Here is a 25,503-nt window from a genome sequence, read left to right as displayed (position 1 = left end):
GATGCGTATGTGCGGGTGAAAATAGCCAAACTGCAAGTTAGTCTGGATCGTGCCGAGGGTCAGAAAGCATTGGGCACACCGACTGCGGTTGTCTGACGAAGGCAATGAGGCAGACGAGCTGGGAAATGGACCGCTTCAACCTCGGCGCCTACCGCCGCCCCATCTCCACCGGCTCGACTGAGACCCAGCGCTGGTTCGATCTCGGGCTCAAATGGTGCTACGGCTTCAACCATGAGGAAGGCATCAAGTGCTTCGAGAAGGCGCTGGAGACGGATCCGGGCTGCGCTTTTGTGCATTGGGGCATCGCCTATGCCGCCGGGCCTTTTTACAACCTCACCTGGAAGGAACATGGCGAGGCCGAGGCCAACAGCGCGACGAAACGCTGTTTCGAGCATGTCCAGCTGGCGCGTGCCCATGCGGCCGGCGCCAGCGAAGTCGAACGGCGGTTGATCGAGGCGTTGGCCTCTCGCTTTCAGAAGCCGCACAAAGTGAGCCCGCGGGAATTCGAACAGTGGGACGATGCTTATGCCGCCGCGATGCGGCGCGTTTACCGGGATTTTCCCGACGACCATGATGTGATGGCGCTGCTGGTCGAGGCGCTGATGATGCGCACGGTGCGGCGGCTGTGGAACCTCAAGACTGGTGAACCGGCGCCGAATTCGGACGTGCTGGAAGCGCTGGAGGTTTGCGAGCGCTCGATCCGGCTTGCCGACGAGGCAGGTGCCACACAACATCCGGCGATCCCGCACCTGCACATCCACCTCCTGGAAATGTCCACCATGCCGGAACGCGGCTTGTGCTCGGCTGACCGGCTCGGCGAAATGTGCCCCGATGCCGGGCACATGAACCACATGCCGGGGCACATCTATGTGCTGTGCGGCGACTATGAGAAGGCGAAGACCGCCAGCGAAAAGGCGGTCCGCGCCAACGACCTCTATCTCGCCTATGCCGATGAGCCGACCTATTATCTGCTCGGCTGCTGTCACGATCTGCATCTGATGATGTTCACCTGCATGTTCCTTGGCCAGTACCGGCCGGCGCTGTGGGCTGCCGACAAGGTGCGCAGCCTGGTGACGCGAGACGTGGTCGCCATCCAGGACCGGCCCAAGCTGACGCAAACGGTGGAAGGCTATCATGCGATGAAATCGCATGTGCAGGTGCGCTTCGGCCGCTGGCAGGAGATTATCGACGAACCCGCGGTCGAAGAGCCTGATCTCTATGTACTGACGGCGGCCATGCAGCACTACGCCAAGGGCGTCGCGCATGCGACGCTGAGGCAATTCGCCGAGGCCGAGCGCGAGCGCGAGCGGTTCCATCGGCATATGGAAAACATTCCGGCCGAGCGGCGGTTCCTCAGCAACCCGACCCGTGCCTCGCTCGCTGTCGGTGCCGCCTTGCTCGATGGCGAGCTTGCCTATCATCAAGGCCAGCACGAGGAGGCCTATGGCCATCTGCGCCAGGCTGTCGAGCTGGATGACAACCTTTCCTACACCGAGCCATGGGCGTGGATGCATCCGCCCCGCCATGCGCTGGCGGCACTGCTTCTCGACCAAGGCCACGCGCAGGAGGCCGAGCAGGTCTATCGTGACGACCTTGGCCTCAGCGGCAAGGTGCAGCGCTGCGCCCAGCACCCGGACAATGTCTGGGCGCTGCATGGGCTGGTTGAATGTTTGCGGCGGCGTGGTGAGAGCGAGGCGCTGCCGGCCCTGCGGGCAAAGCTCGCCACGGCACTGGCCAAGGCGGATGTGGCGATCAAATCGTCATGCCTGTGCCGGACGAGCGTGCAGCGCGGCTGCTGTCACTGAGATTGCGATCTGAGGATGTTTCTATCCGAAGCCGACCTTCAGGAGATGGAAGCCCGAGCCGCCACCGCACAGACCGGGCCTTCCATCAGGATTTATGGCCGCAGCGCGGCGGCATCAGCCGATCAGGCCAGACTCAATGAACGGCTTTCCTCAACTAGCGCAGAGCAGTCGATCTCATCATGAAATTGGGCGCATGCATCAGGCGCAAGCCAGGAAGCGTAGGACCGAAGCCGCTTGAGCCTGGCCGTTTTCTCGAGCCGCGCCAGCCGCTCATCATCGGCTGGTTGGGTACGAGGCGGCCTTTTGTTCCTCTCGGCAGGATCATACATATCGACTCTCCTCGGTCGGAGCCTATAAAGAGGCCGCTCAATGAGGGAGTTGGCCTACTCACCGGCGGATGGACCTGTTGCTCCGGCGGTCCGCTCTCCACCTGGGTTGGATGCCACCACAGGCGCGGACGAAAGTCGCCATCCATTTTGATGAAGCTGCAATTGCGTTGGACCCTGCAGGCCTATCCTCATACCCCCAAGCCTCGTCGCCCCCGATCCGGTTCGTCACGAGCGTCCAATCGGACCGTAGCTGCTGTCGTTGAGTGGGCTGTCGCCTCCAGACGAACTGCGCATCCGCCTAAGAGAATATCTTCGCCAGTTCGTCGATGTTTGCGCCTTCCTTGACCTGGCGCAGCTCGACATAGCTGACCGCGGCGGCGATCGACAGGACCATGGCGACGACGGTCTGCACCAGTGCGGCGCCCAGCTGCGCCAGAATCCCGCCAAACAGGACGAAAACCAGCAAAATCCCCCACTGGATGACCATCGCGATGATCATCAGGATGAGAAACAAGCCAAACAGCGACCAGCGATTGCCCTTGGTCAGGGCACGGCTGCGCGACATCGAGCCGAACACACCCCGCCGCTCCTGGATCAGGACCGGCACCGACATCGACCATCCGAGCCACAGGATGATGCCGGGCACGATCAGGGCCAGCATGGCAAGGCCGGCGCCAAGGGCGACGAGGAAGCCGATCGCCAGCGTCGGCAGCAGGAAGCGGACCGCAATCTGGATGCAATCACCGAAGGACGGCCGCCTGCCGTTCAGATCCTCGATGGTCGCCCGGACCAGTGAGGACTGAAGCAGCAGCGTGAAAACGAAGGAAACCAGCCCGGCGACAAGGCTGAGATAGGAATTGCGAAACATCGCATGGGGATCCGCCATCGCGCCCGGATCGCCCTGCAGCACCGCGTCGATCTGCGGCTGGGTCCACAACCGGACGAGCAGCGTCGGCACGCCCGCGAACAGCGCGGCAAGGCCAAGACAAAGCCCGATGTTGCGGCCTATGACAGCAAAGGTGTTGTTGAACACCCTGCCGATCTCGAACCGGCCGGGTTGTCCCAGTGTCGCAGTGGCCATGATGTTTCCCCCGGGGTCACCGCCGCGTCCAAACGACCAACCTCGAAAGTAAATCTGCCAAGATTAAAAGGCTTCGTCCAGTGGACTTGCAATTGTCCAGGCGTGTTGCCAGTGTCGGCGTCGAACCGCAGGTGCAGAGGGGCGAGCGGGTGACAGTCGGACAGCCGCAGGACGCCGAATGGCTGGCAAAGATACACAAGCAGTTGCTTGCGGACGATTCCATCCAGTTTGACCTGCCAGCGCTGGTGCGGCCCGAGCCTCCGGAATGGCTGCGGCCTTTTCTGAACGTATTGGCGAAGATCGGCCCCTATATGATCTACCTGTTCTGGGGCGCGGTGATCATCGGCGTCGCGGTTATCGCGGTTCTCGTTGCCCTCGAAGCGAAGGGCGTGGCGTGGCGCCTGCCGTGGCGGCGCGCCCGTAAGGAGGCTGAGGCGGAGGAGGCATGGGGCCCGGACGCGAGTGCGGCGCAGATCCTGCTGTCCGAGGCCGACGCGCTCGCCGCGCACGGCGACTATGACGAGGCGGTGCATCTTCTGCTTCGCCGCAGCGTCGCCGACATTGCCGGGCGGCTGCCCGACTTCCTGCGCCCGTCGCTCACCTCCCGCGACATCGCCAGCGCCACATCGTTGCCGGCGCGGGCACGAAGCGCCTTCAGCGAGATCGCGCGCATCGTCGAGGCAGCGCTGTTTGCCCGCAGGCCGGTCGGTCCCGAAGGCTGGCGGCAGGCGCGCGGCGCCTATGAACGCTTCGCCTTCAGGGATGCCTGGACATGAGTGCGCCGGCGGTGGAGGCCGCGCAGGAACCGTTCAGCCGCAAAACCCTGTTCTGGGGCATTTTTGCAAGTCTGCTGGCCGCGGCGGGATTTTTCCTGCTGTCGACCTACGCGCCGGACTTTCGTCAGCCGGAAGGCGGCGGCACGCCCCTCTCCAAGGGCGGCACCGGCTATGCCGGGCTCGTCGAGTGGCTGAAGCTCGCCAATGGACAGGCGCCACCCATGGCCCGCAGCGAGCAGGCTCTCAGCTCTGGCCTGGCATCCGAATTCCTGCTGATCGTCACCATCGCACCACACAGCGATCCGGCCGCGCTGGCAAGAATCATCGAGCTTCGCTCGGGCAAGGCCACGCTGTTCGTGCTGCCCAAATGGCTTACCCTTCCGCTGCAGGACCATGAAGGCTGGGAGACGAAGATCGAACGGCTGCCCGATACGGTCGTCAACGACTGGCTCGGCCGCATCGCCAAGGCCAAGCTTGGCGAAGGCAAGAGCCCGGTCGGGCAGATCGACGTCGAAGGCCGCATGGTCGCCGCGCCGGAAGACCTGCAATGGGTGGCGGACGACCACCCCGTGATCGCAGCGGGGGACGGCAAGGCCATTCTCACCGAGCTCGACGACGAGCCGTTCTACATCCTGACCGACCCCGATCTGATCAACAACGCGGCGCTGAAGGATCCGCAAAAGGCGGCGGCGGCCCTCGACATCATCGCCATGCTCGAACCGGCCAGGCGCGCGGTGATGTTCGATCTGACGCTGCATGGCGTCGGGCAGAAATACGATCTTGCCAAGCTTCTGGTCGAGCCGCCCTTCCTGGCGCTGACGCTGTCGGTGCTGGCGGCGGCGGCCCTCGCCTTCCTGCATGGGCTCGGCCGGTTCGGACCGCCGCGCACCGAGGCGCGGGCGATTGCCTTCGGCAAGCGGGCACTTGTCGACACCACGGCGATGCTCCTGAAGCGCGCCGGGCGGCTCGGGCAGCTCGGCGATCGGTATGCGACGCTGATGCGTGGGCGTGCCGGCGCATTGCTCGGCGCGCCGCAAGGCTTGCCGGGCGAAGCGCTCGACCGCTGGCTCGATTCCCGCGACCGAAGCGAAACGCAGGGGTTCAGCCGCCGCTTCAAGGCCGCGAGCGAAGCCAGGACCCCGGAGCAAATGCATGAAGCAGCGGAAGCGCTGCATGACTGGACGACTAGGAGGCTCGGTGAACGTCGATGATGTGAAGGCCCTGGCGACCGCGATCAGGGAAGAAGTGGCGAAAGCGATCACCGGGCAGCGCGACACGGTGGATCTGATGCTGACGGCATTGTTCGCCGGCGGCCACATATTGCTGGAAGGCCCGCCGGGAACCGCCAAGACCATGACCGCGCGATGCTTCGCGCAAGCACTTGGCATCGCCTATGGCCGCATCCAGTTCACGCCCGACCTGATGCCTGGCGATATCGTCGGCTCCAACATCTACAATTTCCAGAGCGGGCAGTTCACGCTGACGCGCGGGCCGATCTTCTGCGATCTCTTGCTTGCCGACGAGATCAACCGCACGCCGCCGAAGACGCAGGCCGCACTTCTGGAGGCCATGCAGGAACATGCCGTCACTTTCGACGGCACCACGCATGCGCTCAGCCAGAACTTCATGGTGGTGGCGACGCAGAACCCGATCGAGCACCAGGGTGTCTATCCCCTGCCCGAGGCGCAGCTTGATCGCTTCCTGTTCAAGCATCGGGTGAGCTATCCCGATCTCAAGGAGGAACGCGCCATCATCGTCCACCACGGCGGCGGCACCGCCTCGCACGATATCGCGCAATACGGCATCAAGGCGCAGACGGACCGCAAGACGCTGGAAGCGGCACTTGCCACGGTTGGTGACGTGACGCTGGTCGACGATGTCGTCGGCTATATCGCCGCTCTGGTGCGCCGCACGCGAGAAAGCCCGGACCTCGAGGTCGGCGCCAGCCCGCGGGCGGGCGCCATGTTGGCGCGCGCGGCACGCGCCAGGGCGGCACTCGACGGCCGCGCCTATGTCATTCCCGATGACGTCAAGGCGCTCGCTATACCGGCACTGCGCCATCGCGTCATCCTGTCACCGGCGGCGCAGATCGATGGGCGGCTGGTCGAGCAGATCGTTTCCGACCTCGTCGACCAGACGGAGGCGCCGCGTTGATCTACCCGACCGGCAGAGCGGTGTGGGCAGCAGCGGCGGGCGCGATCCCCGCCTTCCTCATCGCGCTTGCGCTGCCGCATGTCTGGTATCTGGGCCTGCTGTGGATCTGCGCGCTGCTGGCATTTCTCGCTGTCGACGCGGCGGCGGGACGTGGGCGCGCCTCGCTCAGCGCCAGTCTTTCGGCGCCGCCGCAGGTCGGCGTCGGGGGGCGCTTTACCGTGCATGTCGCGGCCAGCCTCGGCCAGCGGGCGCGCAGGCTGCAAGCACGCGTCGGCCACGATCAGCGGGTGGAGCCGGTCAGTCGCACAGGCGGCGCGTTGCCGGCGAAAGGCGGCACTCTCGACCTCGAATTCACGGCGCGCCGGCGCGGCATCGCCAGTTTCGACCGGGTCTGGCTGCGCTGGAACGGTCCGTTCGGGCTGACCTGGAACCAGGTCGTGCTGCCGATGGACCGCAAGGTGGCGGTACTGCCCGACGTCAGCAGCGCGCGCGACGAGGCGATCACCTTGCTACAGCGCTCCGCGCTCGCCGACGGCCACGCGCAGAGGCGGGCCGGCCAAGGCCGCGAGTTCGAGGCGCTGAAGGACTATCAGCCTGGCATGGGCCGGCGGATGATCGACTGGAAGCGCAGCGCCCGCCACGGCAAGCTTCTGGCGCGCGAGTTCAGGGTCGAGGAAAACAACAACATCGTGCTGGCGATCGACAGCGGCCGGCTGATGTGCGAGCCGGTCGACGGGGTGCCGAAAGTCGACCGGGCGGTAACGGCAGCACTTCTGTCGGCCTTCATCGCGCTCAAAGGCGGCGACCTCGTCAGCCTGTTCTCCTTCGATGCCACGCCTCGTGTCTCGAGCGGCGCGGTGCGCGGCTCGCCGAGTTTCACGATGATCCAGAAGCGCGCGGCCGAGATCGAGTATTCTAGCGAGGAGACCAATTTCACGCTCGCGCTGACGACATTGGCCGCCAAGCTAGACCGTCGCTCGCTGGTCATCGTCTTCACCGATTTCGTCGACCCGATCAGCGCCGAGCTGATGCTGCGCACCGTCGGCCGGCTGACCGAGCGGCATCTGGTGCTGTTCATGCTGATGAAGGATGTCGAATTGGAGACCCTGGCCGACTTGCAGCCCACGAAACCCGGGGATGTGGCCCGCGCGGTCACCGCCGGCGGCCTGCTTCGGGAGCGGCAAGTGGTGATCGGGCGGCTGCGGCTGTTGGGCGCGCATGTGATCGAGGCCGACCACCAGCGCCTCGGTCCGGCGCTGGTCGAGCGTTATATCCAGCTCAAGGAGGAGAACCTCCTATGACGCTGCCCGCCGATGCCGTACGCCAGTCGCTGGCAAGCTTCCGCCAGGAGCGCGAGGCCGACTGGAAGGCATTCGAGGCGCTGTTGGCTCGGGTCGAAAAACGCGCGCCGCGCACGCTTTCGGAAGACGAGCTGCTGGCACTGCCCCTGCTTTACCGTTCGGCGCTGTCCTCGCTCTCGGTGGCCCGTGCGACGTCGCTCGACAGCGCGCTGATCGCCTATCTGGAGGCGCTCGGCCTGCGCGGCTATTTCTATCTCTACGGCGCGCGACGAGGACTGAGACAGCGCGTCGGCGATTTCTTCCTGCGTGACTGGCCGGCGGCAATCCGCGATCTGTGGCGCGAGACCTGGGTGTCGGTCGGATTGACGGTGATCGGCGCCATTGCCGGCTACTGGCTGGTCGCCTCCGACAAGCGCTGGTACGACGCCATCATCGCACCCAGCCTTGCCGGCGGGCGCAACCCGGATTCGTCTGCCGAAGTGCTGCGCAGCGTGCTCTACGATGGCGGCACCAGCCATTTCCTGTCCGGCTTTGCCGCCTATCTGTTCACCCACAACACGCAGGTGGCGATCCTGGCCTTTGCTCTCGGCTTCGCCTTCGCGGTGCCGAGCGTGCTGATCATCCTGATGAACGGATGCATGCTGGGCGCGCTGTTCCAGGTCTATGCGGCCAAGGGGCTGGGCTTCGAGCTCGGCGGCTGGCTGTCGATCCACGGCACGACGGAGCTGTTCGCCATCGCGCTGGCTGGTGCAGCAGGCATGCGGATCGGCACGCGCATCGCCTTTCCCGGGGAGCTGACCCGGATGGCGGCCGCAGCCCAGGCCGGGCGGGTGGCGGCGACCGCCATGGTCGGCGTGATGGTGATGCTTCTGTTTGCCGGCCTGCTCGAAGGCATCGGCCGGCAGACGATCACCAGCGATGCGACACGCTACGCCATTGGCGGCGGCATGCTGGCGTTGTGGATCGCCTATTTCTATCTGTTCCGGATGGTGCGGCATGGCAACGGCTAGGAACCCTGCCGAGCTGATAAGGCCGCTGATCACGCCGGAAGGTGTCGACCTCAGGGTCAAGCTGGCGGACGCCGGTACGCGGGCTTCGGCCTTCCTGCTCGATGTGGTGATCATCGTCGCTGCCGCTATTGCAGTCACCCTCGTCGTCATCTTCGGCCTCGGCGGCCTTGGCGTGAAGGAGGCGGAGCCGCTCTTCATCGTCTGGATCATCTTCATCTTCCTGCTGCGCAACGTCTATTTCATCGCCTTCGAGGCGGGCCGGCGGGCCGCGACGCCCGGCAAGCGGATCGTCGGCGTGCGGGTCGCCTCGCGCAGCGGCGCGGGTCTCACCATCGACCAGGTCATCGCGCGCAACCTGATGCGCGAGATCGAGGTTTTCCTGCCGCTGTCGATTATCGCCGCGCGCGGCGGCGCCGGCGTCGCCGACACGCTGTCGACGATTTTCGGCCTGGTCTGGGCGCTGCTGTTTTCGCTGTTTCTATTGTTCAATCGCGACCGGCTGCGCATTGGCGACCTGCTTGCCGGTACCTGGGTGGTGGAGACGCCGAAACTCAAGCTGGTCGAGGACCTTTCGCAGCGAAAGGATCCGGTCGCCAAGCGCTTCCATTTCAGCCCGGCGCAGCTCGACGCCTATGGCATCGCCGAATTGCACAAGCTGGAAGAAGTGCTGCGCCGTGACGACTATTTCGCGATGAAAGCTGTTGCCGAGACAATCGGTCACAAGATCGGCGCGAAGATCGAGCCAATCGATTCAAGGACCTTTCTGACCGCCTACTACGGTGATCTGAGAGCGCATCTCGAGCGCAAGCTTCTGCTCGGCAACCGCAAGGCGGACAAGAATGCGCGATAGCGCGGGGCCAAGTCGAATTCGGCCCGCCTACCCCAACCACTTCTCATAGTCGGCCACCAGCAGGTGCACCGGGGCGACATCCTCGTCGATGTTGGAGAAGCGGCCGATCGGCTCGCGGAAGACATTGTCGGTGAGATCGTCGTTGACGGTCGACACCTCGCCGATCAGCACGTCCTTGCCCTCGGCCCAGAAGGCATGCCAGACGCCGGGTAGCAGCGTGACGCTCTGGCCCGGGTCGAGCTTCAGCAGGCCGCCAGCCGGCAGCCGGTGGATGGTTCCGTCGACCGGCACCGACACCTCGGCCTTGGGGTCGATGCCGCCGTCACGGTCGTGCATGAACAGTTCCAGCACCAGCTTGCCGCCGCCGCGGTTGATGATGTCCTCAGCCTTGATGTTGTGGCGGTGCATCGGCGACAGTTGGTCCTTGCGCGAGATCATGATCTTCTCGGCATAGAGCATGCCCATGCCCTTCTTCATGTCCTCGTAGCGGCCGTTGCGCACGGTGAACAGGAACAGGCCGAGCTCGCTGAATTTTTCCTGACCGTAATCGGTGATGTCCCAGCCGAGCCGCGAGGTGTAGATCGCCGAGGAATCAACCTGGCGCGCTTTCATTTCGTCCGGCGACCAGTAGGCGAAGGGCGGCATGATGTAGCCGAACGAGCGGATGAAAGCGTCGGCTTCGCGGATGATGTCGTTGATGGCGGAGCGTTTCATGATCATGACCCTTCTTGTCAATTTTTTCGACAAATCGCATAGCCGAACGCCGCTGCGGTGTCGATCCATCTCGCCGTCCCAATGCCCTGCGCCACGCGCGGATGGCCCAGCGGTCCGGTCCGCTGGCCGCGTGACATCAAGCTCTTTCAGGCCCATAAACCCTGCGAATTCTCACAGGGATTTAAGATGCCGACGATTCACGACCTCGATACGCCGTCGATCCTGATCGACGCCGCGCGCGCCGAAGCCAACATTGCCCGCGCACAGGCCCATGCCGACAAAAACGGACTGAAGCTCAGGCCGCATATCAAGACGCACAAGCTCCCCTATTGGGCGAAGAAACAGGTCGCAGCGGGTGCTGTCGGCATCACCTGCCAGAAGATCGGCGAGGCCGAGGTGATGGCCAATGCCGGGCTGTCCGATATTTTTCTTCCCTACAACATTCTTGGGCACGCCAAGCTGGAACGGCTGAAGGCGCTGCACGGCCGCATAACCCTGTCGGTGACCGCGGACAGCACGGAGACGCTGGAAGGATTGGCCGCCACCTTCACCGATTCCGGCCATTCGCTGCCGGTGCTGGTCGAATGCGACACCGGCATGGGCCGTTGCGGCGTGCAGACGGCGGGTGAGGCTCTTGCCCTGGCAAGGCTGATCGACAAGGCCGACGGCCTCGCCTTCGGCGGGCTAATGACCTATCCGGCGGCCGGCCGCGCGGACGAGGCCGAAGCCTGGCTTGCGAACGCCAAGCAGGCGCTGGCCGCATCGGGCATCGCATGCGAGCGCATCTCCAGCGGCGGCACGCCGGATATGTGGCGTTCCAGCGATACATCTGTCGTCACCGAATATCGGCCCGGCACTTACATCTATCTCGACCGCTATCAGGTCGCCAAAGGCGTCGGCACGTTGAATGACTGCGCGCTGACGGTGCTGTCGACAGTGGTCAGCCATCCGACGGCGAGCCGCGCCATCCTCGATGCCGGCAGCAAAGCGCTGTCCAGCGACACGCTCGGCCTAAAAGACTTTGGCGAGCTGCTCGGTGCTCCCGACGCGAAGGTCACCGGACTCAGCGAAGAACACGGCACCGTCACGCTTTCCGGCAACGCGACGCTGCGCATCGGCGAGCGCGTGCGCGTGGTGCCCGATCATTGCTGCGTGGTCACCAATCTGTTCAACGAGGTCAATCTGATCGACGGCGAGACCGTGCTGGAAACGCTGCCGGTGGCAGCGCGGGGGCTGATGGCCTGACCGCTACGTCCGTCAACAGATAAATCAGGCCGGTTGCCGCTCCGCCTGCCGCGCCGCTACCCGCCGCATGGCAATCACCCGGCGGCGGCGGATTTCGGTGCGCATTGCCATTAGGTGCAGGGCGAAGAACAGCGCCGTGAAACCGACGGCCATGACCAGCAGCGGCCAGAGCAGGCTGGGGTCGATGGTCGGGCCGCCGAGGCGGAACACCGAGGCCGGCTGGTGCAGCGTGTTCCACCAATCGACCGAGAATTTGATGATCGGGATGTTGATGAAGCCGACCAGCGTGATGATGGCGGCGGCCCAGGCGGCGCGGCTGGCGTCGTCGAGCGCACGGGTGAGCGCTATGATGCCGAGATACATCAGGAACAGCACGAAGACCGAAGTCAGGCGTGCATCCCACACCCACCACGTGCCCCACATCGGCTTGCCCCAGATCGAACCGGTAATCAGCGCAAGAGCCGTGAAGACCGCGCCGATGGGAGCCGCCGATTTCAGCGCGACATCGGCCAGCGGATGGCGCCAGACCAGTGTGCCAAGGGCCGAAACCGCCATCAGCGTGTAGCACATCATAGCGAGCCAGGCGAAAGGCACGTGGATGTACATGATGCGGACTGTGATGCCTTGCTGGAAATCCTCGGGCGCGGCGAAGCTCATATAGAGGCCGACGGCAAGGACGAGTGCCGCGATCGTCGCCAGCCACGGCACGATCTTGTCGGCCAGCCCAACGAAGCGTGTCGGGTTGGCAAGATCCATCCAGCCAGTCAGGCGTGAAGTCATATCGCTCATGCGGCTTTACATAGACCGCTGGCGCGATCGGGGCAATCGAGCGGTGGTGTCGCAGGCCTTGTGGGGAGGGTCGCTGCGAAGCAGGGGGGCGGCGCTGCCCCCACCCGGACCTTCGGTCCGACCTCCCCACGAGGGGGTGGTAAAAGATGATGCTTATGCTGCCTCGCCCTGCACGGAGCGGCTGAGGCGGCGGACTTCCTCGTCGTTGAGCAGGCCGCCGGCGCGCAGCAGGCTGGCAAAGCGGCCGTTGCGCAGCGACAGTTCGGCAAAGCCGCCCATTTCGACCACCCTGCCCTTGTCCATGAACACGACCAGATCGGCGTCGCGAACGGTGGTCAGGCGGTGGGCGATGATGAAGGTGGTGCGGTCGCGCCGCAACTCGTCGATCGCTTCCTTGACGCGGTCCTCGGTCTCGACGTCGAGGGCGCTGGTCGCCTCGTCGAGCACCAGTATTGGGGCATCCTTCAGCACGGCACGCGCAATGGCAATGCGCTGGCGCTCACCGCCCGACAGCTGGCCGCCGCGTTCGCCGACCACTGTGTCATAGCCGCTGCTCTTGGCCAGGATAAAGTCCTGCGCGGCAGCCGCGGTGGCCGCGGCGTGGATCTCGTCATTGCTCGCATCGGCACGGCCTACGCGGATATTGTCCTCGATCGAGCGGTTGAGCAGTCCGGCATCCTGGAACACGGTGGCGATCGAATGGCGCAGCGACTTGCGGCTCACGGTGCGGGTATCGATGCCGTCGATCAGGATACGGCCGGTGGACGGCGAGAAGACGCGCTGCAAGAGATTGATGAGCGTGGTCTTGCCGGCACCCGTCGGCCCGACAATGGCAACGGTCTGGCCGGCCTGGACCTCGAAGGAGACGTCGCTGACGCCCTGCCCCGAATTGGCGAATTCGAAGCCGACATCCTCGAAGCGGACATGGCCGGTGACGTTGGTGAGATCGCGCAGGCCATCCGGCTCGGCGGCATCGGCGGCCGAGTCCTCGAGCTTGTAGAACTCCTCAAGCTTGGCGCGAGCTTCAGAAATCTGGTTGGCGAAGGCCGACATCTGGTCGAGTCGCGAGATCAGCAACGTGGCGAAGCCGGTGAAGGCAATGACATCGCCGATGCGCAACTGGCCGTGGGTCACCAGATAGGCGCCGATCAGAAGCACCACCATCATCGAGATGGTCGAAGACAGCCGATTGAGCGCATTGGCGATGGCCCACCAGTCGAGAACCGGGTTTTGCGCATCGAGCAGATTCTTGACGTAGCGGCGCAGCGTCTCGGCCTCATGGCCAAGGCGGTTGTAGCTCTGGAGAACGGCAACGTTGCTCACCGAGTCCGTCACATGTGCGAAAACCTTGTGGTAGTGCCGCTCAACGGCCGCCTGGCCTGCCTTGGTCCGCTTCATCACCAGGCGGCCGATGCAGACATAGGTCACGCCGAGAACCAGCAACACCATCGACATGCGCACGTCCATGGCGAGAGCCGTCGGCACCAACAGAACCAGCGCCACCGCCGTCGACAAATGCTGGCGCATGAATTCGAGCCACAGGCTGAACAGCGTCTCGACCGCGCGCAACAGCGTGTGCAGCGCGTTGGAGGTGCCGCGCTGGTGGTGCCAGGCGAGCGGCATGGTGATCACGCGTTCGAAGGACTCGCAGAGCACTTCGCTGCGGCGCGCATGCGCGAAGCGGTCGGCGCCACGCGACACCAGAACGACGGCGACGACATTGAACGCGCCGAGGCCGGCCCAGACGGCGAGCGTCGAAAACACCGAACCGCGATCTGAGATGGCGTCGATAACCCGGCCGAACATGATCGGCTCGAGGATGGCAACCATGGCGAGCGCGACATTGGCGCCGCAGATCAGCGCGACGCGCTTCTTGTCGGCGGCCAGATAGCCCAGCGCTCTCCAATAGATCTGCAGAAGTGACACTTCAGCTACTCCGCCAATTCTCTACTGTGCCCAATGTCGTATTGTGCACTGCACCATTGCATGACACGTAACGGTTGACGCGTCGCAAAACAATGCCCGTCTATCGCTTCCGTTCCCATTTAGCGAACAAAAGATGACGACGATGCGAAATCTGACGTGATCACCTAACGGTTTGAGATAAAAGGTGAAATGCCAGCCTTGCGGCAAAATCATGGCAGTGGCCGAGCGCTGCCACATTTTTAATCACAGCAGGCTTGCATGATTGGGCAGGTGACGCCTGGCGAGGCCGTCACGATCGCACGCAAAGTAAACATTCGCGCCATCGCGCGCCCCGAAGGACGCGCGATCGATTGATCTAAGATATTGATTTTACGCTGGTATCTTGACCAAGACCTCTGTCTTGGTACCAGCTTTGGGTTCGAAGGAGGCGGACTTTGTTTTCGAACCATCGACTTCAAGCGAGATCGTCTTGGCCTTTTTGTCGCGAACGACATGAACCTTGATCTCGGCGCCCAGCATCTTGAGCGAAGCCTGGTAGCCATCCCAATGGCTGGGCAGTTTCGGCCGGAACGTGATCTGCTTGCCGCGCCGTTCGATGCCGAGAATGCCCTCGACCGCCGCCCGGTAGAGCCAGCCCGCCGAGCCGGTGTACCAGGTCCAGCCGCCGCGCCCGCCCTTGTCGTCTCCGGCATAGATATCGGCCGCCACCACATAGGGTTCGACGCGGTATTGCTCGGCCGAGGCCTCGTCGAAAGCGTGATTGACCGGATTCAGCATGGAGAAGCAGCGATAGGCTTCGTCGGTCTGCCCCATCTCGGCCAGCGCGATGACGAACCATGTGGCCGCGTGCGTGTACTGGCCGCCATTCTCGCGCACACCGGGCGGATAGCTCTTGATGTAGCCGGGATCCTTCTGCGTCTTCGAGAACGGTGGCGTGAACAGTTTGACGATCTTGAGCTTGTCGTCGACGAGCAGGCTGGTCGCCTGCTGCATGGCCGTCGTCGACCGAGCCGGGTCGCCCTCGCCCGAAAGCACGCTCCAGGACTGGGCGATGGAGTCGATCCTGCACTCTTCGGAGATGCGTGACCCCAAGGGCGAGCCGTCGTCGAAACTGCCGCGCCGGTACCACTGGCCGTCCCACGCCGTGCTCTCAAGCGCCCGCTTGAGCGCCTCGGCATGCTTCGCCCAGGCCTGCGCGCGCTTGCTGTCGCCCTCGCCCTTGGCGACGGCGGCGAAGTCGCCCAGCGTCTTAAGCAGGAACCAGCCCAGCCACACGCTCTCGCCCTTGCCGTGCTCGCCGACACGGTTCATGCCGTCGTTCCAGTCGCCGCCAAGGATCAGCGGCAGGCCGGCAGGACTGCTGCGCTTGATGGCCAGGTCGAGCGCCCGCGCGCAATGGTCGTAGAGCGACACCGTCTTCTTCGAGATTTCCGGGGTGAAGAAGGCGTCGTGCTCGCCCTCGCCCAGCGCCTGCCCATCGATGAAGGGCAGTTGCTCCTTGAGGATGGCGGCGTCGCCGGTCACGCTGAGATAGCGCGCGGTGGCGTGGGCCAGCCAGACCACGTCGTCGGAAATCAAGGTGCGCACGCCGGCCCCGGTGCGCGGCAGCCACCAATGCTGCACGTCGCCTTCGGGGAACTGTCGCCGCGCGGCGTTGAGGATTTGGTCGCGCGCCAGCGTCGGATCATGCGCCAGCAGCGCCAGCGTGTCCTGTAACTGGTCGCGGAAGCCGAAAGCGCCGCTTGCCTGGTAGAAAGCCGAGCGGGCGCGGATGCGGCAGGCCAGGCTCTGATAGGGCAGCCAGTGATTGACCATGGCGTCGAGTGCCTTGTCCGGCGTCTCGACCTGGATAGTATCGAGGAAACCGCGCCACGCGCGCTCATTGTCGGCCAGGCGCTGGTCGAAATCCTTGCCCCGGTGCGTCTGCACCAGCGCGCTCGCCTGCGCGGGGGTATCGGCATCGCCGAGCAGCCAGAGCAGCGTGACGTCGCCGCCGGCTGGGATTTCGACGTCGCGGGCGATCGCCGCGCAGGGATCGTCACCGGCTTCGACACGGCCCGACAGGGCCGCACCGGTCAGCACCGCCTGCGGCAATTCGCTGGACCCGTGCCGGCCGAGGAACTCCGACCGATCCGACGTCACCGAATGGACAGCGGCGTCGGCGGCGAGAAAGGCCACGCGCTCGCTGAAATCGAGCCCATAGGGGTTCTGCGCCAGCAATGCGCCGGTCACCCCGTCACGGGACGGGACGATGGTAGCGGCCGTCCGCGACCGGTGTCCGCCAAGCACCCATTCGGCATAGGCATAGACGCGCAGCCGCGCCGGCACCGGGCCTGAATTCTGGATGCGCAGCCGCGTGATCTTCACCGGATCGACGGGGTCGACCACATGGGTCAGGTCCATCGATAGCGGCCCGCGCCTCGAACGGAAGGTGGAGAAGCCCTGGCCATGCCAGGCCTCGTAGGTCATCGAGGGATCGCGCACCACTGCGGCGATCGGCGAGAACGCCCTGCCGCTGGCCTGATCGTAGATATAGATGCCCTCGCCCGGACGGTTCGAGACAGGATCATTCGACCACGGCGTCAACTGGTAGTCGCGGCTGTTGCGGCTCCAGGTGAAGGCTGCACCCTCGGCCGACGTATGGAAGCCGAACGAGGCGTTGGAGACGACGTTGATCCAGGGCTGCGGCGTGGTGCGCCGGCCAGCCAGGCGCACCACATAGTGCCGTCCGTCGCCGTCGAAACCGCCAAAGCCGTTCCATTGGCTGAGGCCAGTGCCGTCGGCGCTGGCATCCGCCACGGCCTGCGAGGCAAAGGCATGCGCCGTCGGCGCTTGGATTTCGCGGGGAGCCGGCAGTCCGGTGGGCAGCAGGCCGTCGCGCGCCTGCAAGGCGGCCGCCTCGGCCCGTTCGATCTGATCGAAGATGGTGCCGTTGCGTGTGTGCAGCACCACCCGGGCGACCGCGAGCAGCGTCTTGTAGGTGGTCTCTTCCATCAAGTCGCGGCGCACCGCGAAAATGTGCTGGCGAGGGCCGAGTTCCTTGCCGCGCAGACGGCTGTTTTCGCATAGCGTCTCGACCGCACGCTGCAGGTCCTGGACATAGGACGAGGCCTGCTCATTGACGACGACGAAGTCGATCATCATGCCGCGTGTGCGCATATATTCCTGGAAGCGCAGCGCCTGGGCGACGATTTCCAGATCGGCAACATCGCCGATCCTGACCAGGAAGATCGGGAAATCGCCCGAAATGCTGGTCGGCCACAGGCTCGACTGCTTGCCAAGGCCCGAAGCGATGGATTCGGCCGGCAGGCGCAGGAACGCATCGGGGTAGATCAGATAGCGCGCCAGTTTCTGCACATTGGCGGCATCGGTCAGGCTGAGGCCCATATGGCGGGTCTGCACCTGACTGCGCGTCCAGGCAAGCATGGCCTGACGGGCAAAGCTCTCCTGGTGGTCGAGGCGGTTTATCGCCTCTTCCAGTTCGGTGCGGCTGGCCCCGACCACGGTCCAGAAGGTCAGCGATATCTTCTTGTTGGCGGGCACGCGCACCTGGCGGCGCAGCGAGGCGATGGGATCGAGCGTAAAACCGGAATGACCGCCGAGCCTGGCACCTGGATCGAAAGCCGCGGCATCGACGATCGAGCGGCCACGGCCGATGAAGGCGCGCCTGTCGGTCTCGGCCTCGGCATCGCGCGCCGGTCCGGACGGATCGGTGACGAAATGCGCCAGGGTGATATCGGGCTCGCTGGTTTCGCGCTTGCGGCGCGTGGCGAAGATCGCTCCGTTGTTGGCGGCGATTTCGGTCTCCACGAACATCTTCGAGAAGGCCGGATGCGCGTTGTCGGAGGCTTCCGAACCCAGCACCAGTTCGGCAAAGGACGTCACCTCGATGAAACGATCCGACGTGCTTTCATTGTAGAGCGTGATGCGACGACCTTCGCCATTGCCTTCGGAAACGACGATGCATTCGACCTCGGAGCGCAACGTGCCGACCAATTTGACGAAGCTCGCCTTGTCGTCGGAGAACAGGGTCTGCACCTTCTCCTCGGCCGCGCGCTTTGGCTCCGCCGTTGCAGACCACCAGTCTCCAGTGCTGACGTCACGCAGGAAGATGTAGGAACCCAGACGGTCCTCGACCGGGTCCGGCTGCCAGCGCGTAACGGAAAGATCGCCCCAGCGGCTGTAGCCGGAGCCGGTTGCCGTCACCATCACCGAATAACGGCCGTTCGACATCACATTGGTCGAACGCAGCGCCCGCAGGGGATCGAGCACGATGCGGGTGTCGGGGCTCTCGGTTTCGGTCTCGTCCTTGGCGCGCTCGTCCGCCTCGGTCCTGACGGTCGCGGTCGGGATGTCGCGCGGCGCCCTTTCCTGCAGCAGAAGTTCAGCCGATTCAATGACCGGATCGCTGTGGAAACGGTCGCGCAGGCGACCCTCGAAGATCGCGTCGGCGACCGCCGCGATCGACATGCCCGAATGGTGCGCATAGTAGTTCAGCACGACCGCGTGGTTGGTCCCTTCAGGCACGCGCTGCGGCGTGAAATCGACCGCATCGTAAAAACCATGCGGGCCAAGCGCACCAATGTCGCGCAGACGCGCCAGATTTTGCACGGCTTCGCGCGGGTTGAACTGCGCCGCCAATATGGTGGCGTAGGGCGCGATCACCGTGTTCTGGCCAAGACCGCGCTTCAGCCCAAGCCCGGGCACGCCGAAATTGGTGTACTGGTAGGTCAGTTCGCGGTCGCGGGCGTTGTAGGCCGCTTCCGAGATGCCCCAGGGCACGTTTTTCTGGCGACCGTACTGGATCTGGCGCTTGATGATCAGCTTGCTGGTCTGGTTGAGGATCGAGCCCTGCGCCTCCTTCATCACCAGCGGCGGCATCAGATACTCGAACATCGAGCCCGACCAGGACATCAGCGCGCCCTGGAAGCCGATCTCGACGATCGGGCGGCCAAGCCGGAACCAATGCTCGGTCGGCAGGTCGCCCTTGGCGATGGCGAACAGGCTGGTCAGCCGCGCCTCGGAGGCGAGAAGGTCGTAGCAGCTTTCGTCGAGCTGGTGTTCCTCAACCCGGTAGCCGATCGACAGCAGCTTGCGCTCCGGCCGCAGCAGGAAGGCGAATTCCATCTCGAAGGCGAAACGACGGGTGCGCTCGCGCAAGGTCAGCAGCTTGGCGCGCAGCGCTTCGACGGCGTTGTCGTCGCTGTGGGCATCATGGACATGCGCCTCGCAAGTGGCTTCCAGCCTCGCCGCCCAGTCGACGATAACGTCGCTCTGGGCCGAGGCCGCCTCGGTGTGGATGGCGGTGGCCAGCTTGCGGATCTCGCCCGCCAGCACGGCGAGGTTGATGGTGCGGATCGACGCCATTTCCGGCTGCGCCTTGATCGTCTCGACGGCGCGCCGCATGCCGTCCAGGCGATCGACGAGACGCTGGCGCAGAGGCCTGAGCTGCCGGCGATCGTCGGGCAACTCATCGAGGCTTTCGCTCAGGATGGTCACCGTGTCGAGAATGCCTTCGAAATCGCCCTGGAGGTGTACGGAAGGCGCTTCCGCCCATTCGGCACAGGCCGCCGCCACGGCCACAAGGTGGCCGGCGAGATTGCCGCTGTCGACGGCCGAAATATAAAGCGGGTAGAGCGGCTTCAGCGTCGTGGTGTCGTACCAGTTGAAGAGATGGCCGCGGTGGCGCGGCATGCTCTCTATGGTCGTCATGGTGGCGTCGATGCGGGTGATGGCATCCGACAGGCTGATCCAGCCGAAATCGCGCGCCGAGACCACTGACAGCAGATAGACGCCGACATTGGTCGGGGACGTGCGCGGCGCCACGACCGGTGCCGGGCTTTCCTGGAAATTGTCCGGCGGCAGATTGTGATGCTCCGCCGTGACGAAGCTTTCGAAATAGTGCCAGGTGCGCCGCGCAATAGTGCGCAGCGTATGGATATCGGCCTGCGATATGCGCAGCCGGTCCTCGGTTTCGGCCGAGCGGCTGATCCAGCTGGCGATCGCCGGCGAGCCGATCCAGAACAGGGCGAAGAAGAAGGCGACGAAGGCGCCGGTGGAATCGGCCAGCACCGGAATGGCGAGGCCGACAAAGCCGATGATCACGGCGCCGTACATCATGCCGTAATAGGAGCCGACATCGTTGTCGCCGGCCTTGTGCGCCTGCGAAGCGGTGCGCCATTCCAAGAGATTCTGGCGGCTGACGAACAGCCGGTAGAGCGTGCGCACGATGGCGTCGCCCATCATCCAGGCATTGTGCGCCATCAGCACGATCTTCAGCGCCACCATGGCGGTGCCGAAGGCGACGTCGCGCGCCAGCGCCGAGAAATGGCCGCGCGGCGTCTGATCGCCGCTCTTGGGCAAGATGGCATTGACGACGTCGAAGGTCGGCGCCATGAACAGGCTTAGGATCAGCAAGGCCTGCCATTGGGCAGCCTGCGTGAAGGGCAGCAGGGTCCAGCCGGCGATCGCCGCCATCACCCAGAAGATCGGCGTCAGCGAGCGCCGCAGATTGTCGACCATCTTCCAGCGCGACAGGGCCGGAACGCCGGAGCGCGGATCGAGGATGAAGCCCAGAAGCTGCCAGTCGCCGCGTGCCCAGCGATGGTGGCGCGAGGCGTCGACCGAGTAGCGGGTCGGATAGTCCTCGACCAGTTCGACGTCGGTGACAAGAGCTGCGCGCGCCAGCGCGCCTTCGAGCAGATCGTGGCTGAGGACGGTGTTTTCCTCGATGCGGCCTTGCAGGGCGGCTTCGAAGGCGTCGACATGATAGAGGCCCTTGCCGGTGAACGACCCGTCGCTGAAGACATCCTGATAGAGGTCTGAGACGGCAAAGACATAGGGATCGAGGCCGCGATTTGCCGAGAACACACGCTGGAAGAACGAGGCCTCGTCGCCGCTGGTCAGCGAAGCGGTGATGCGCGGCTGCAGGATCGTGTAGCCGGCGGTGACGACGCGCCTGGTGGCGTCGAAATGCGGGCGGTTGAGCGGATGGCAGAGCTTGCCGACGAGGCTCGCCACCGCATCGCGGGTGGTGCGCGTGTCGGCGTCGAGCGTCATCACATGGACGACTTTTTCCGGCAGCGGCACGTCGAGCGGCAGGAAGGTCGTGTCGCTGTCGCCGCGCAGCAGAAGGTCAAGCTCATGCAGCTTGCCGCGCTTGCGCTCCCAACCCATCCACGCTCCTTGAGCAGCGTTGAAGAGGCGGCGGCGGTGCAGGATGTAGAAACGCGGCGCGCCTTCCGTGGGATAGCGGGCGTTGAGACGGGCGATCTCGGCGCGGGCATATTCGAGAATCTCGGTATCTGCCGCATCGATCTCGATCTTGCTGTCGGGCCAGTCCGACAGCAGCGCGAAATGGATCTCGTCCACCAGATTGGCCAGGTAATGGACTTCGAGGTTGCGGATGTTTTCCTCGACATCGTCGCGCGAGCCGATCAGCGACGGCACAACCACCAGCGTGCGCGCCTCGGGCGGCACGCCGTGCCTGTAATCGTAACCGATCAGGCGTGTCGGCTTGAGGAACAGCGAGACAACGGTATTGAAGAAGGCCAGCGCGCCCTCGCTCGCCGGCACGGCAAACAGCGCCAGCATCAGGACGATCGAGGTCACCGACAGGCCGAGATTGGCCAACGCATTACCGGTGAGGACGAGAAGCAAGGCCGTCAGCGCGAAGACCGGAAGGACAATGCCCAACCATCCGGTCTTGGTGAACGTCCGCTTGACCGTCTGGCTGATGGTGGGCCGATAGCCGATCGTTTTTTCCAGCTCCAGACGGCGAGGACCTACGAGGAAGAAGCCGACATCGGTATGCGCGGACGGAACTGGAGCGGAATCGTCGCCATCGACAGCCGATACGTCTTCGCCGGCGGCGTGTTCCCCAACGGCTTGACCGGCCAGTTCGATCGCCTTTTCGGCGACGCGGTATTCCGACAGGTTGGAGCGGCGGGCGAGTTCCTCGATCGCGGTGCGGTACTGGTCGCGCGAGAAGAAGTCGAGCGCGGCAAAGTCGGTGCGCTCGCGCAGCACGGTATCGATGCGGCTGACGCCTTCGAACCACACCGTCCAGTCGACGTCGTTGATAAGGCGCAGGCCGCGGATGATGTTGCCGGTCGTCACATTGCCGCTGGACAGCGTGTGATGCTCGGAGATGATGATCTCCTCGGCATCGGAGCCGGTCTTTTCGAGCTCGCCTTCCAGCCATTCCAGGGCCTTGCCGGCATTCTGCGAACCATCGCGCAAGCGATAGAGAAGCTGGGTGGCAAAGGTGGTGTCCTGCGCGTGAGCGCTGAAATTGGCCAGTATCGCCTGCCGGTCGGCGCTCTCGTCGGTCGCCAGCACCTTGTCGGCCACATCGTTGGCGATCTGGCGCATCTGGCGGGTGCGATTGACCCTGACCGCCAGCCGGCGGAGATTTTCGATCAGCACGAAGCGCAGAAGCGATGGCAGCGCCCAGAGTTCACCGATCTTCAGCGGCTCGACGGACTGAAAACCCTGGACGATGGACTTGAACATGGTCGCAGAGACGGAACTGTCCGAATGCGCCACATAGGTCCAGGCCAGCGCGAGAGCGCGCGGCACGGTGCCGCCATCGGGCAGTTTCAGCGTCGGCAGTTGGCGATAGAAGCGGCGCGGCAGATCGCGCTTGACCTGGAAAATGGTCTCCTCGACCAGATAGTTGTTGTCGAGCAGCCATTGCGCGGCCGGCGTGATCGTCTCGCCCTTGGCCTGCGCCGCATTGGTCGAACGATAGACTTCGAGGATCTTCTTGGCGCTGTCGCGGATGCGGGCCTGGAAATCGAACGGGATCAGGCCGAACAGGTCGGCGAGATCGCCTTTGGCCAGGCTTTCGCCAAGCAGGCGAAGGCGCTCTTCCGGCAGGAATGTCGACCTTATCGGCTCTTCCGTAATGGCCGGGAAGCTCGCGCTTGTCTTCTCGATCTGGGCAGGATTCGTCTGAATATTCATTGAAAATTCCGTAAGCGGGCACTCAGCGGCGTCACCGCCACGGCAATGGCCCTAAAACCGGTTCAAATGCAATTGGTTGCATCAACCCCTATGCCGAAAGTTTGTTTCCGCACCACGACAGAGCGTCATCTTTCGACCAAACTCAAAGACGAGCGCCCCTCGCTCCCGTCGGGATCGATCGACGGCGAGGATTCGGGCTTTTTCGTGATGCCGGCAGGAGCTTACGCTATATTTCGCCGGCATCGCGATCATGTTTGGAAACAGGCGGTAACCGTTGGCGCGAAAGCGTCAGGCGGCGGCGGTTATCCGGACCACGAACAGGGTCGTATCCCTAGCAGGCTCAACTCTGAGGACGGGAGCATCCGGCCCGATCAGCAGCGTGTCGAGCGGCCCGAGGCGAATTGACCCAGCTTCCGGGAAGACAGCTTCGCCCTTGTGACAAAGGATGAGGGTCGAGCCGGCCCGGATCGCGACGTCCACAGGCTGCGAAATCGCCAGGCGCTCCACCGAATGCAAGGTGCGACCGCGGCGCGTCATGACGTTGAGATCGGTGATCGGCCCGGCGATCAGCGCGGCGCTGGTCGGCAGGTCGGCTGGAAAGGAAAACGGGTGGGAAGCCGGTGTCAGCCGCGCCGCAGGATGGGTGACGACATCAAGCACGATCCCCTCGCCCTCCAGCACCGACAGCGTACGGTCGATGCCGGCAAAGGCGGAGAACGGGCCGCTGCCCTCGACGCGGGCCATCGACACGCGCCAGTCGAAACCGTCGAGGCCGGCGCCGTCGGGAAAGACGGCGATTTCGGTCGTCGTGCCGCCGCCGTTCTTCCACGGCATGACGCGGTAGTCGGCGGCACGAAGAATGCGCATGATTTCAGCCTATCAGCCGAGAATGCCGGGCAAATTGAGCTGGTGCTCCTTGGCGCATTCGATGGCGATATCGTAGCCGGCATCGGCATGACGCATGACGCCGGTCGCCGGATCGTTCCACAGCACGCGCTCCAGGCGCCTGGCGGCGTCCGGCGTGCCGTCGGCGACGATGACCATGCCGGCATGCTGGGAAAAACCCATGCCAACGCCGCCGCCATGATGCAGCGACACCCAGGTGGCGCCCGACGCCGTGTTGAGCAGCGCATTGAGCAGCGGCCAGTCGGAGACGGCGTCCGAGCCGTCCTTCATTGCCTCCGTCTCACGGTTCGGCGAAGCGACCGAGCCGGAATCGAGGTGATCGCGGCCGATGACGACTGGCGCCTTGAGTTCGCCCTTGGCCACCATCTCGTTGAAGGCGAGGCCGAGCCGGTGACGATCGCCGAGACCGACCCAGCAGATGCGCGCGGGCAGGCCCTGGAACGAGATGCGCTCGCGCGCCATGTCCAGCCAATTGTGCAGATGGGTGTTGCCGGGCGTCAGTTCGCGCACCTTGGCGTCGGTTTTGTAGATATCCTCGGGATCGCCAGAGAGTGCGGCCCAGCGGAACGGGCCGATGCCGCGGCAGAAAAGCGGACGGATATAGGCCGGCACGAAACCCGGGAAGGCGAAGGCGTTCTCGAAGCCTTCGTCCTTGGCGACCTGGCGAATGTTGTTGCCATAGTCCAGCGTCGGCACGCCGGCGTTCCAGAACGCCACCATCGCCTCGACATGTTCGCGCATGGAAGCGCGGGCAGCCCTCTCGACCGCCTTGGGGTCGCTGACGCGCTTCTCGCGCCACTCGGCCATGGTCCAGCCCTTCGGCAGATAGCCGTTGATGGGGTCATGGGCCGAAGTCTGGTCGGTGACCATATCGGGGCGGATGCCGCGCCTGAACATTTCCGGCACGATCTCGGCGGCATTGCCGAGCAGGCCGACGGACTTCGCCTCGCCGGCCTTGGTCCAGCGCTCGATCATTTCCATCGCCTCGTCGAGCGTCTCGGCCTTCTCGTCGACATAGCGGGTGCGCAGGCGGAAATCGATCGAGTCCGGGTTGCATTCGATGGCAAGGCAGCAGGCGCCGGCCATGACGGCGGCCAGCGGCTGTGCGCCACCCATGCCGCCGAGGCCGCCCGTCAGGATCCATTTGCCCTTGAGGTTGCCGCCATAATGCTGGCGGCCCGCTTCCACAAAAGTTTCATACGTGCCCTGCACGATGCCTTGCGTGCCGATATAGATCCATGAGCCGGCCGTCATCTGGCCGTACATCATCAGGCCTTTTCTATCGAGATCATTGAATTTCTCCCAGGTCGCCCAGTGCGGCACAAGGTTGGAATTGGCGATCAGCACGCGCGGCGCATCCGCGTGGGTGCGGAACACGCCGACCGGCTTGCCCGACTGCACCAGCAGCGTCTCGTCCTCGCCAAGCGTCTTCAGAGAGGCGACGATGCTGTCGAAATCGTTCCAGGTGCGCGCCGCCCGGCCGATGCCGCCATAGACGACCAGTTCGTTGGGGTTTTCAGCGACGTCCGGGTCGAGATTGTTCATCAGCATGCGCAGCGGGGCTTCGGTCGTCCAATAGCGGGCGTTGAGCTTGTCGCCGCGCGGTGCACGCACTTCGCGGATGTTGTGGCGAGGGTTGTTCATCATTGT

At 64.4% G+C, this 25,503-nt stretch carries 15 protein-coding genes; 8 read left to right on the top strand and 7 right to left on the bottom strand.

Going from position 1 to position 25,503, the window contains the following annotated elements; genetic code table 11:
* The first annotated feature begins 125 nt into the window (after positions 1–125).
* Entirely contained in the window at positions 126–1,805 is a 1,680-nt protein-coding gene (locus tag ACWGS8_RS28310) for a hypothetical protein (RefSeq protein ID WP_454584021.1), read from the top strand.
* 627 nt (positions 1,806–2,432) lie between these two features.
* Here ACWGS8_RS28310 and ACWGS8_RS28305 read toward each other — a convergent pair.
* Positions 2,433–3,215: a hypothetical protein gene (locus ACWGS8_RS28305; RefSeq protein ID WP_454584020.1), complete on the bottom strand. Its 783-nt coding sequence runs from the start codon at positions 3,213–3,215 to the stop codon at positions 2,433–2,435.
* 92 nt (positions 3,216–3,307) lie between these two features.
* Here ACWGS8_RS28305 and ACWGS8_RS28300 point away from each other — a divergent pair, with 92 nt between their 5' ends.
* The 6 genes from ACWGS8_RS28300 to ACWGS8_RS28275 are packed head-to-tail and all read left to right on the top strand — an operon-like array spanning position 3,308 to position 9,306.
* Positions 3,308–3,991 carry a DUF4129 domain-containing protein gene (locus ACWGS8_RS28300; RefSeq protein WP_454584019.1) on the top strand — a complete coding sequence of 228 codons (684 nt, stop codon included), beginning with the start codon at positions 3,308–3,310 and terminating at the stop codon, positions 3,989–3,991.
* Entirely contained in the window at positions 3,988–5,202 is a 1,215-nt protein-coding gene (locus ACWGS8_RS28295) for a DUF4350 domain-containing protein (RefSeq protein WP_454584018.1), read from the top strand. The genes ACWGS8_RS28300 and ACWGS8_RS28295 overlap by 4 nt, the downstream gene beginning before the upstream one ends.
* Positions 5,189–6,145 (top strand): AAA family ATPase, encoded by a 957-nt coding sequence (locus ACWGS8_RS28290; RefSeq protein ID WP_454584017.1) that lies wholly within the window; start codon positions 5,189–5,191, stop codon positions 6,143–6,145. The genes ACWGS8_RS28295 and ACWGS8_RS28290 overlap by 14 nt, the downstream gene beginning before the upstream one ends.
* The gene (locus ACWGS8_RS28285; protein ID WP_454584016.1) at positions 6,142–7,446 is read left to right on the top strand and encodes a DUF58 domain-containing protein; all 1,305 of its coding nucleotides are present in this window, start codon (positions 6,142–6,144) and stop codon (positions 7,444–7,446) included. The genes ACWGS8_RS28290 and ACWGS8_RS28285 overlap by 4 nt, the downstream gene beginning before the upstream one ends.
* The gene (locus ACWGS8_RS28280; RefSeq protein WP_454584015.1) at positions 7,443–8,456 is read left to right on the top strand and encodes a stage II sporulation protein M; all 1,014 of its coding nucleotides are present in this window, start codon (positions 7,443–7,445) and stop codon (positions 8,454–8,456) included. The genes ACWGS8_RS28285 and ACWGS8_RS28280 overlap by 4 nt, the downstream gene beginning before the upstream one ends.
* The gene (locus tag ACWGS8_RS28275) at positions 8,443–9,306 is read left to right on the top strand and encodes an RDD family protein (protein ID WP_454584014.1); all 864 of its coding nucleotides are present in this window, start codon (positions 8,443–8,445) and stop codon (positions 9,304–9,306) included. Before ACWGS8_RS28280 ends, ACWGS8_RS28275 begins: the two co-directional genes overlap by 14 nt.
* 27 nt (positions 9,307–9,333) lie before the next feature.
* On the opposite strand, the gene ACWGS8_RS28270 is transcribed toward ACWGS8_RS28275, so the two are convergent.
* A complete protein-coding gene (locus ACWGS8_RS28270; protein WP_454584013.1) occupies positions 9,334–10,020 on the bottom strand; it encodes a D-lyxose/D-mannose family sugar isomerase in 687 nt (228 codons plus the stop codon).
* Between the two features lie 186 nt (positions 10,021–10,206).
* Between ACWGS8_RS28270 and ACWGS8_RS28265 the strand changes: the two genes are divergently transcribed.
* Positions 10,207–11,265 (top strand): D-TA family PLP-dependent enzyme, encoded by a 1,059-nt coding sequence (locus ACWGS8_RS28265; RefSeq protein ID WP_454584012.1) that lies wholly within the window; start codon positions 10,207–10,209, stop codon positions 11,263–11,265.
* Positions 11,266–11,289: 24 nt separating this feature from the next.
* On the opposite strand, the gene ACWGS8_RS28260 is transcribed toward ACWGS8_RS28265, so the two are convergent.
* The 5 genes from ACWGS8_RS28260 to hutU all read right to left on the bottom strand — a co-directional run bounded on the left by ACWGS8_RS28260 (position 11,290) and on the right by hutU (position 25,497).
* A complete protein-coding gene (locus tag ACWGS8_RS28260; RefSeq protein ID WP_454584011.1) occupies positions 11,290–12,054 on the bottom strand; it encodes a heme ABC transporter permease in 765 nt (254 codons plus the stop codon).
* A 153-nt stretch (positions 12,055–12,207) separates the two neighbouring features.
* A complete protein-coding gene (locus tag ACWGS8_RS28255) occupies positions 12,208–13,980 on the bottom strand; it encodes a glucan ABC transporter ATP-binding protein/ permease (protein WP_454584010.1) in 1,773 nt (590 codons plus the stop codon).
* A gap of 369 nt (positions 13,981–14,349) precedes the next feature.
* Entirely contained in the window at positions 14,350–22,947 is an 8,598-nt protein-coding gene (locus ACWGS8_RS28250; RefSeq protein ID WP_454584009.1) for a GH36-type glycosyl hydrolase domain-containing protein, read from the bottom strand.
* A gap of 288 nt (positions 22,948–23,235) precedes the next feature.
* The gene (locus ACWGS8_RS28245) at positions 23,236–23,814 is read right to left on the bottom strand and encodes a HutD/Ves family protein (RefSeq protein ID WP_454584008.1); all 579 of its coding nucleotides are present in this window, start codon (positions 23,812–23,814) and stop codon (positions 23,236–23,238) included.
* 12 nt (positions 23,815–23,826) lie between these two features.
* A complete protein-coding gene (hutU, locus tag ACWGS8_RS28240) occupies positions 23,827–25,497 on the bottom strand; it encodes a urocanate hydratase (protein WP_454584007.1) in 1,671 nt (556 codons plus the stop codon).
* Positions 25,498–25,503: the final 6 nt, after the last annotated feature.

The organism is Mesorhizobium sp. 43Arga, from assembly GCF_053714255.1.
This window is presented reverse-complemented; position numbering and strand designations above follow the sequence as displayed.

What these genes read in the sequence shown, in the direction of transcription:
- ACWGS8_RS28310 (WP_454584021.1), top strand. Translation starts at nt 126, where the DNA reads ATGGACCGCTTCAACCTCGGCGCCTACCGCCGCCCCATCTCCACCGGC.
- ACWGS8_RS28305 (WP_454584020.1), bottom strand. Translation starts at nt 3,215, where the DNA reads ATGGCCACTGCGACACTGGGACAACCCGGCCGGTTCGAGATCGGCAGG.
- ACWGS8_RS28295 (WP_454584018.1), top strand. Translation starts at nt 3,988, where the DNA reads ATGAGTGCGCCGGCGGTGGAGGCCGCGCAGGAACCGTTCAGCCGCAAA.
- ACWGS8_RS28280 (WP_454584015.1), top strand. Translation starts at nt 7,443, where the DNA reads ATGACGCTGCCCGCCGATGCCGTACGCCAGTCGCTGGCAAGCTTCCGC.
- ACWGS8_RS28275 (WP_454584014.1), top strand. Translation starts at nt 8,443, where the DNA reads ATGGCAACGGCTAGGAACCCTGCCGAGCTGATAAGGCCGCTGATCACG.
- ACWGS8_RS28270 (WP_454584013.1), bottom strand. Translation starts at nt 10,020, where the DNA reads ATGAAACGCTCCGCCATCAACGACATCATCCGCGAAGCCGACGCTTTC.
- ACWGS8_RS28265 (WP_454584012.1), top strand. Translation starts at nt 10,207, where the DNA reads ATGCCGACGATTCACGACCTCGATACGCCGTCGATCCTGATCGACGCC.
- ACWGS8_RS28260 (WP_454584011.1), bottom strand. Translation starts at nt 12,054, where the DNA reads ATGAGCGATATGACTTCACGCCTGACTGGCTGGATGGATCTTGCCAAC.
- ACWGS8_RS28250 (WP_454584009.1), bottom strand. Translation starts at nt 22,947, where the DNA reads ATGAATATTCAGACGAATCCTGCCCAGATCGAGAAGACAAGCGCGAGC.
- ACWGS8_RS28245 (WP_454584008.1), bottom strand. Translation starts at nt 23,814, where the DNA reads ATGCGCATTCTTCGTGCCGCCGACTACCGCGTCATGCCGTGGAAGAAC.
- hutU (WP_454584007.1), bottom strand. Translation starts at nt 25,497, where the DNA reads ATGAACAACCCTCGCCACAACATCCGCGAAGTGCGTGCACCGCGCGGC.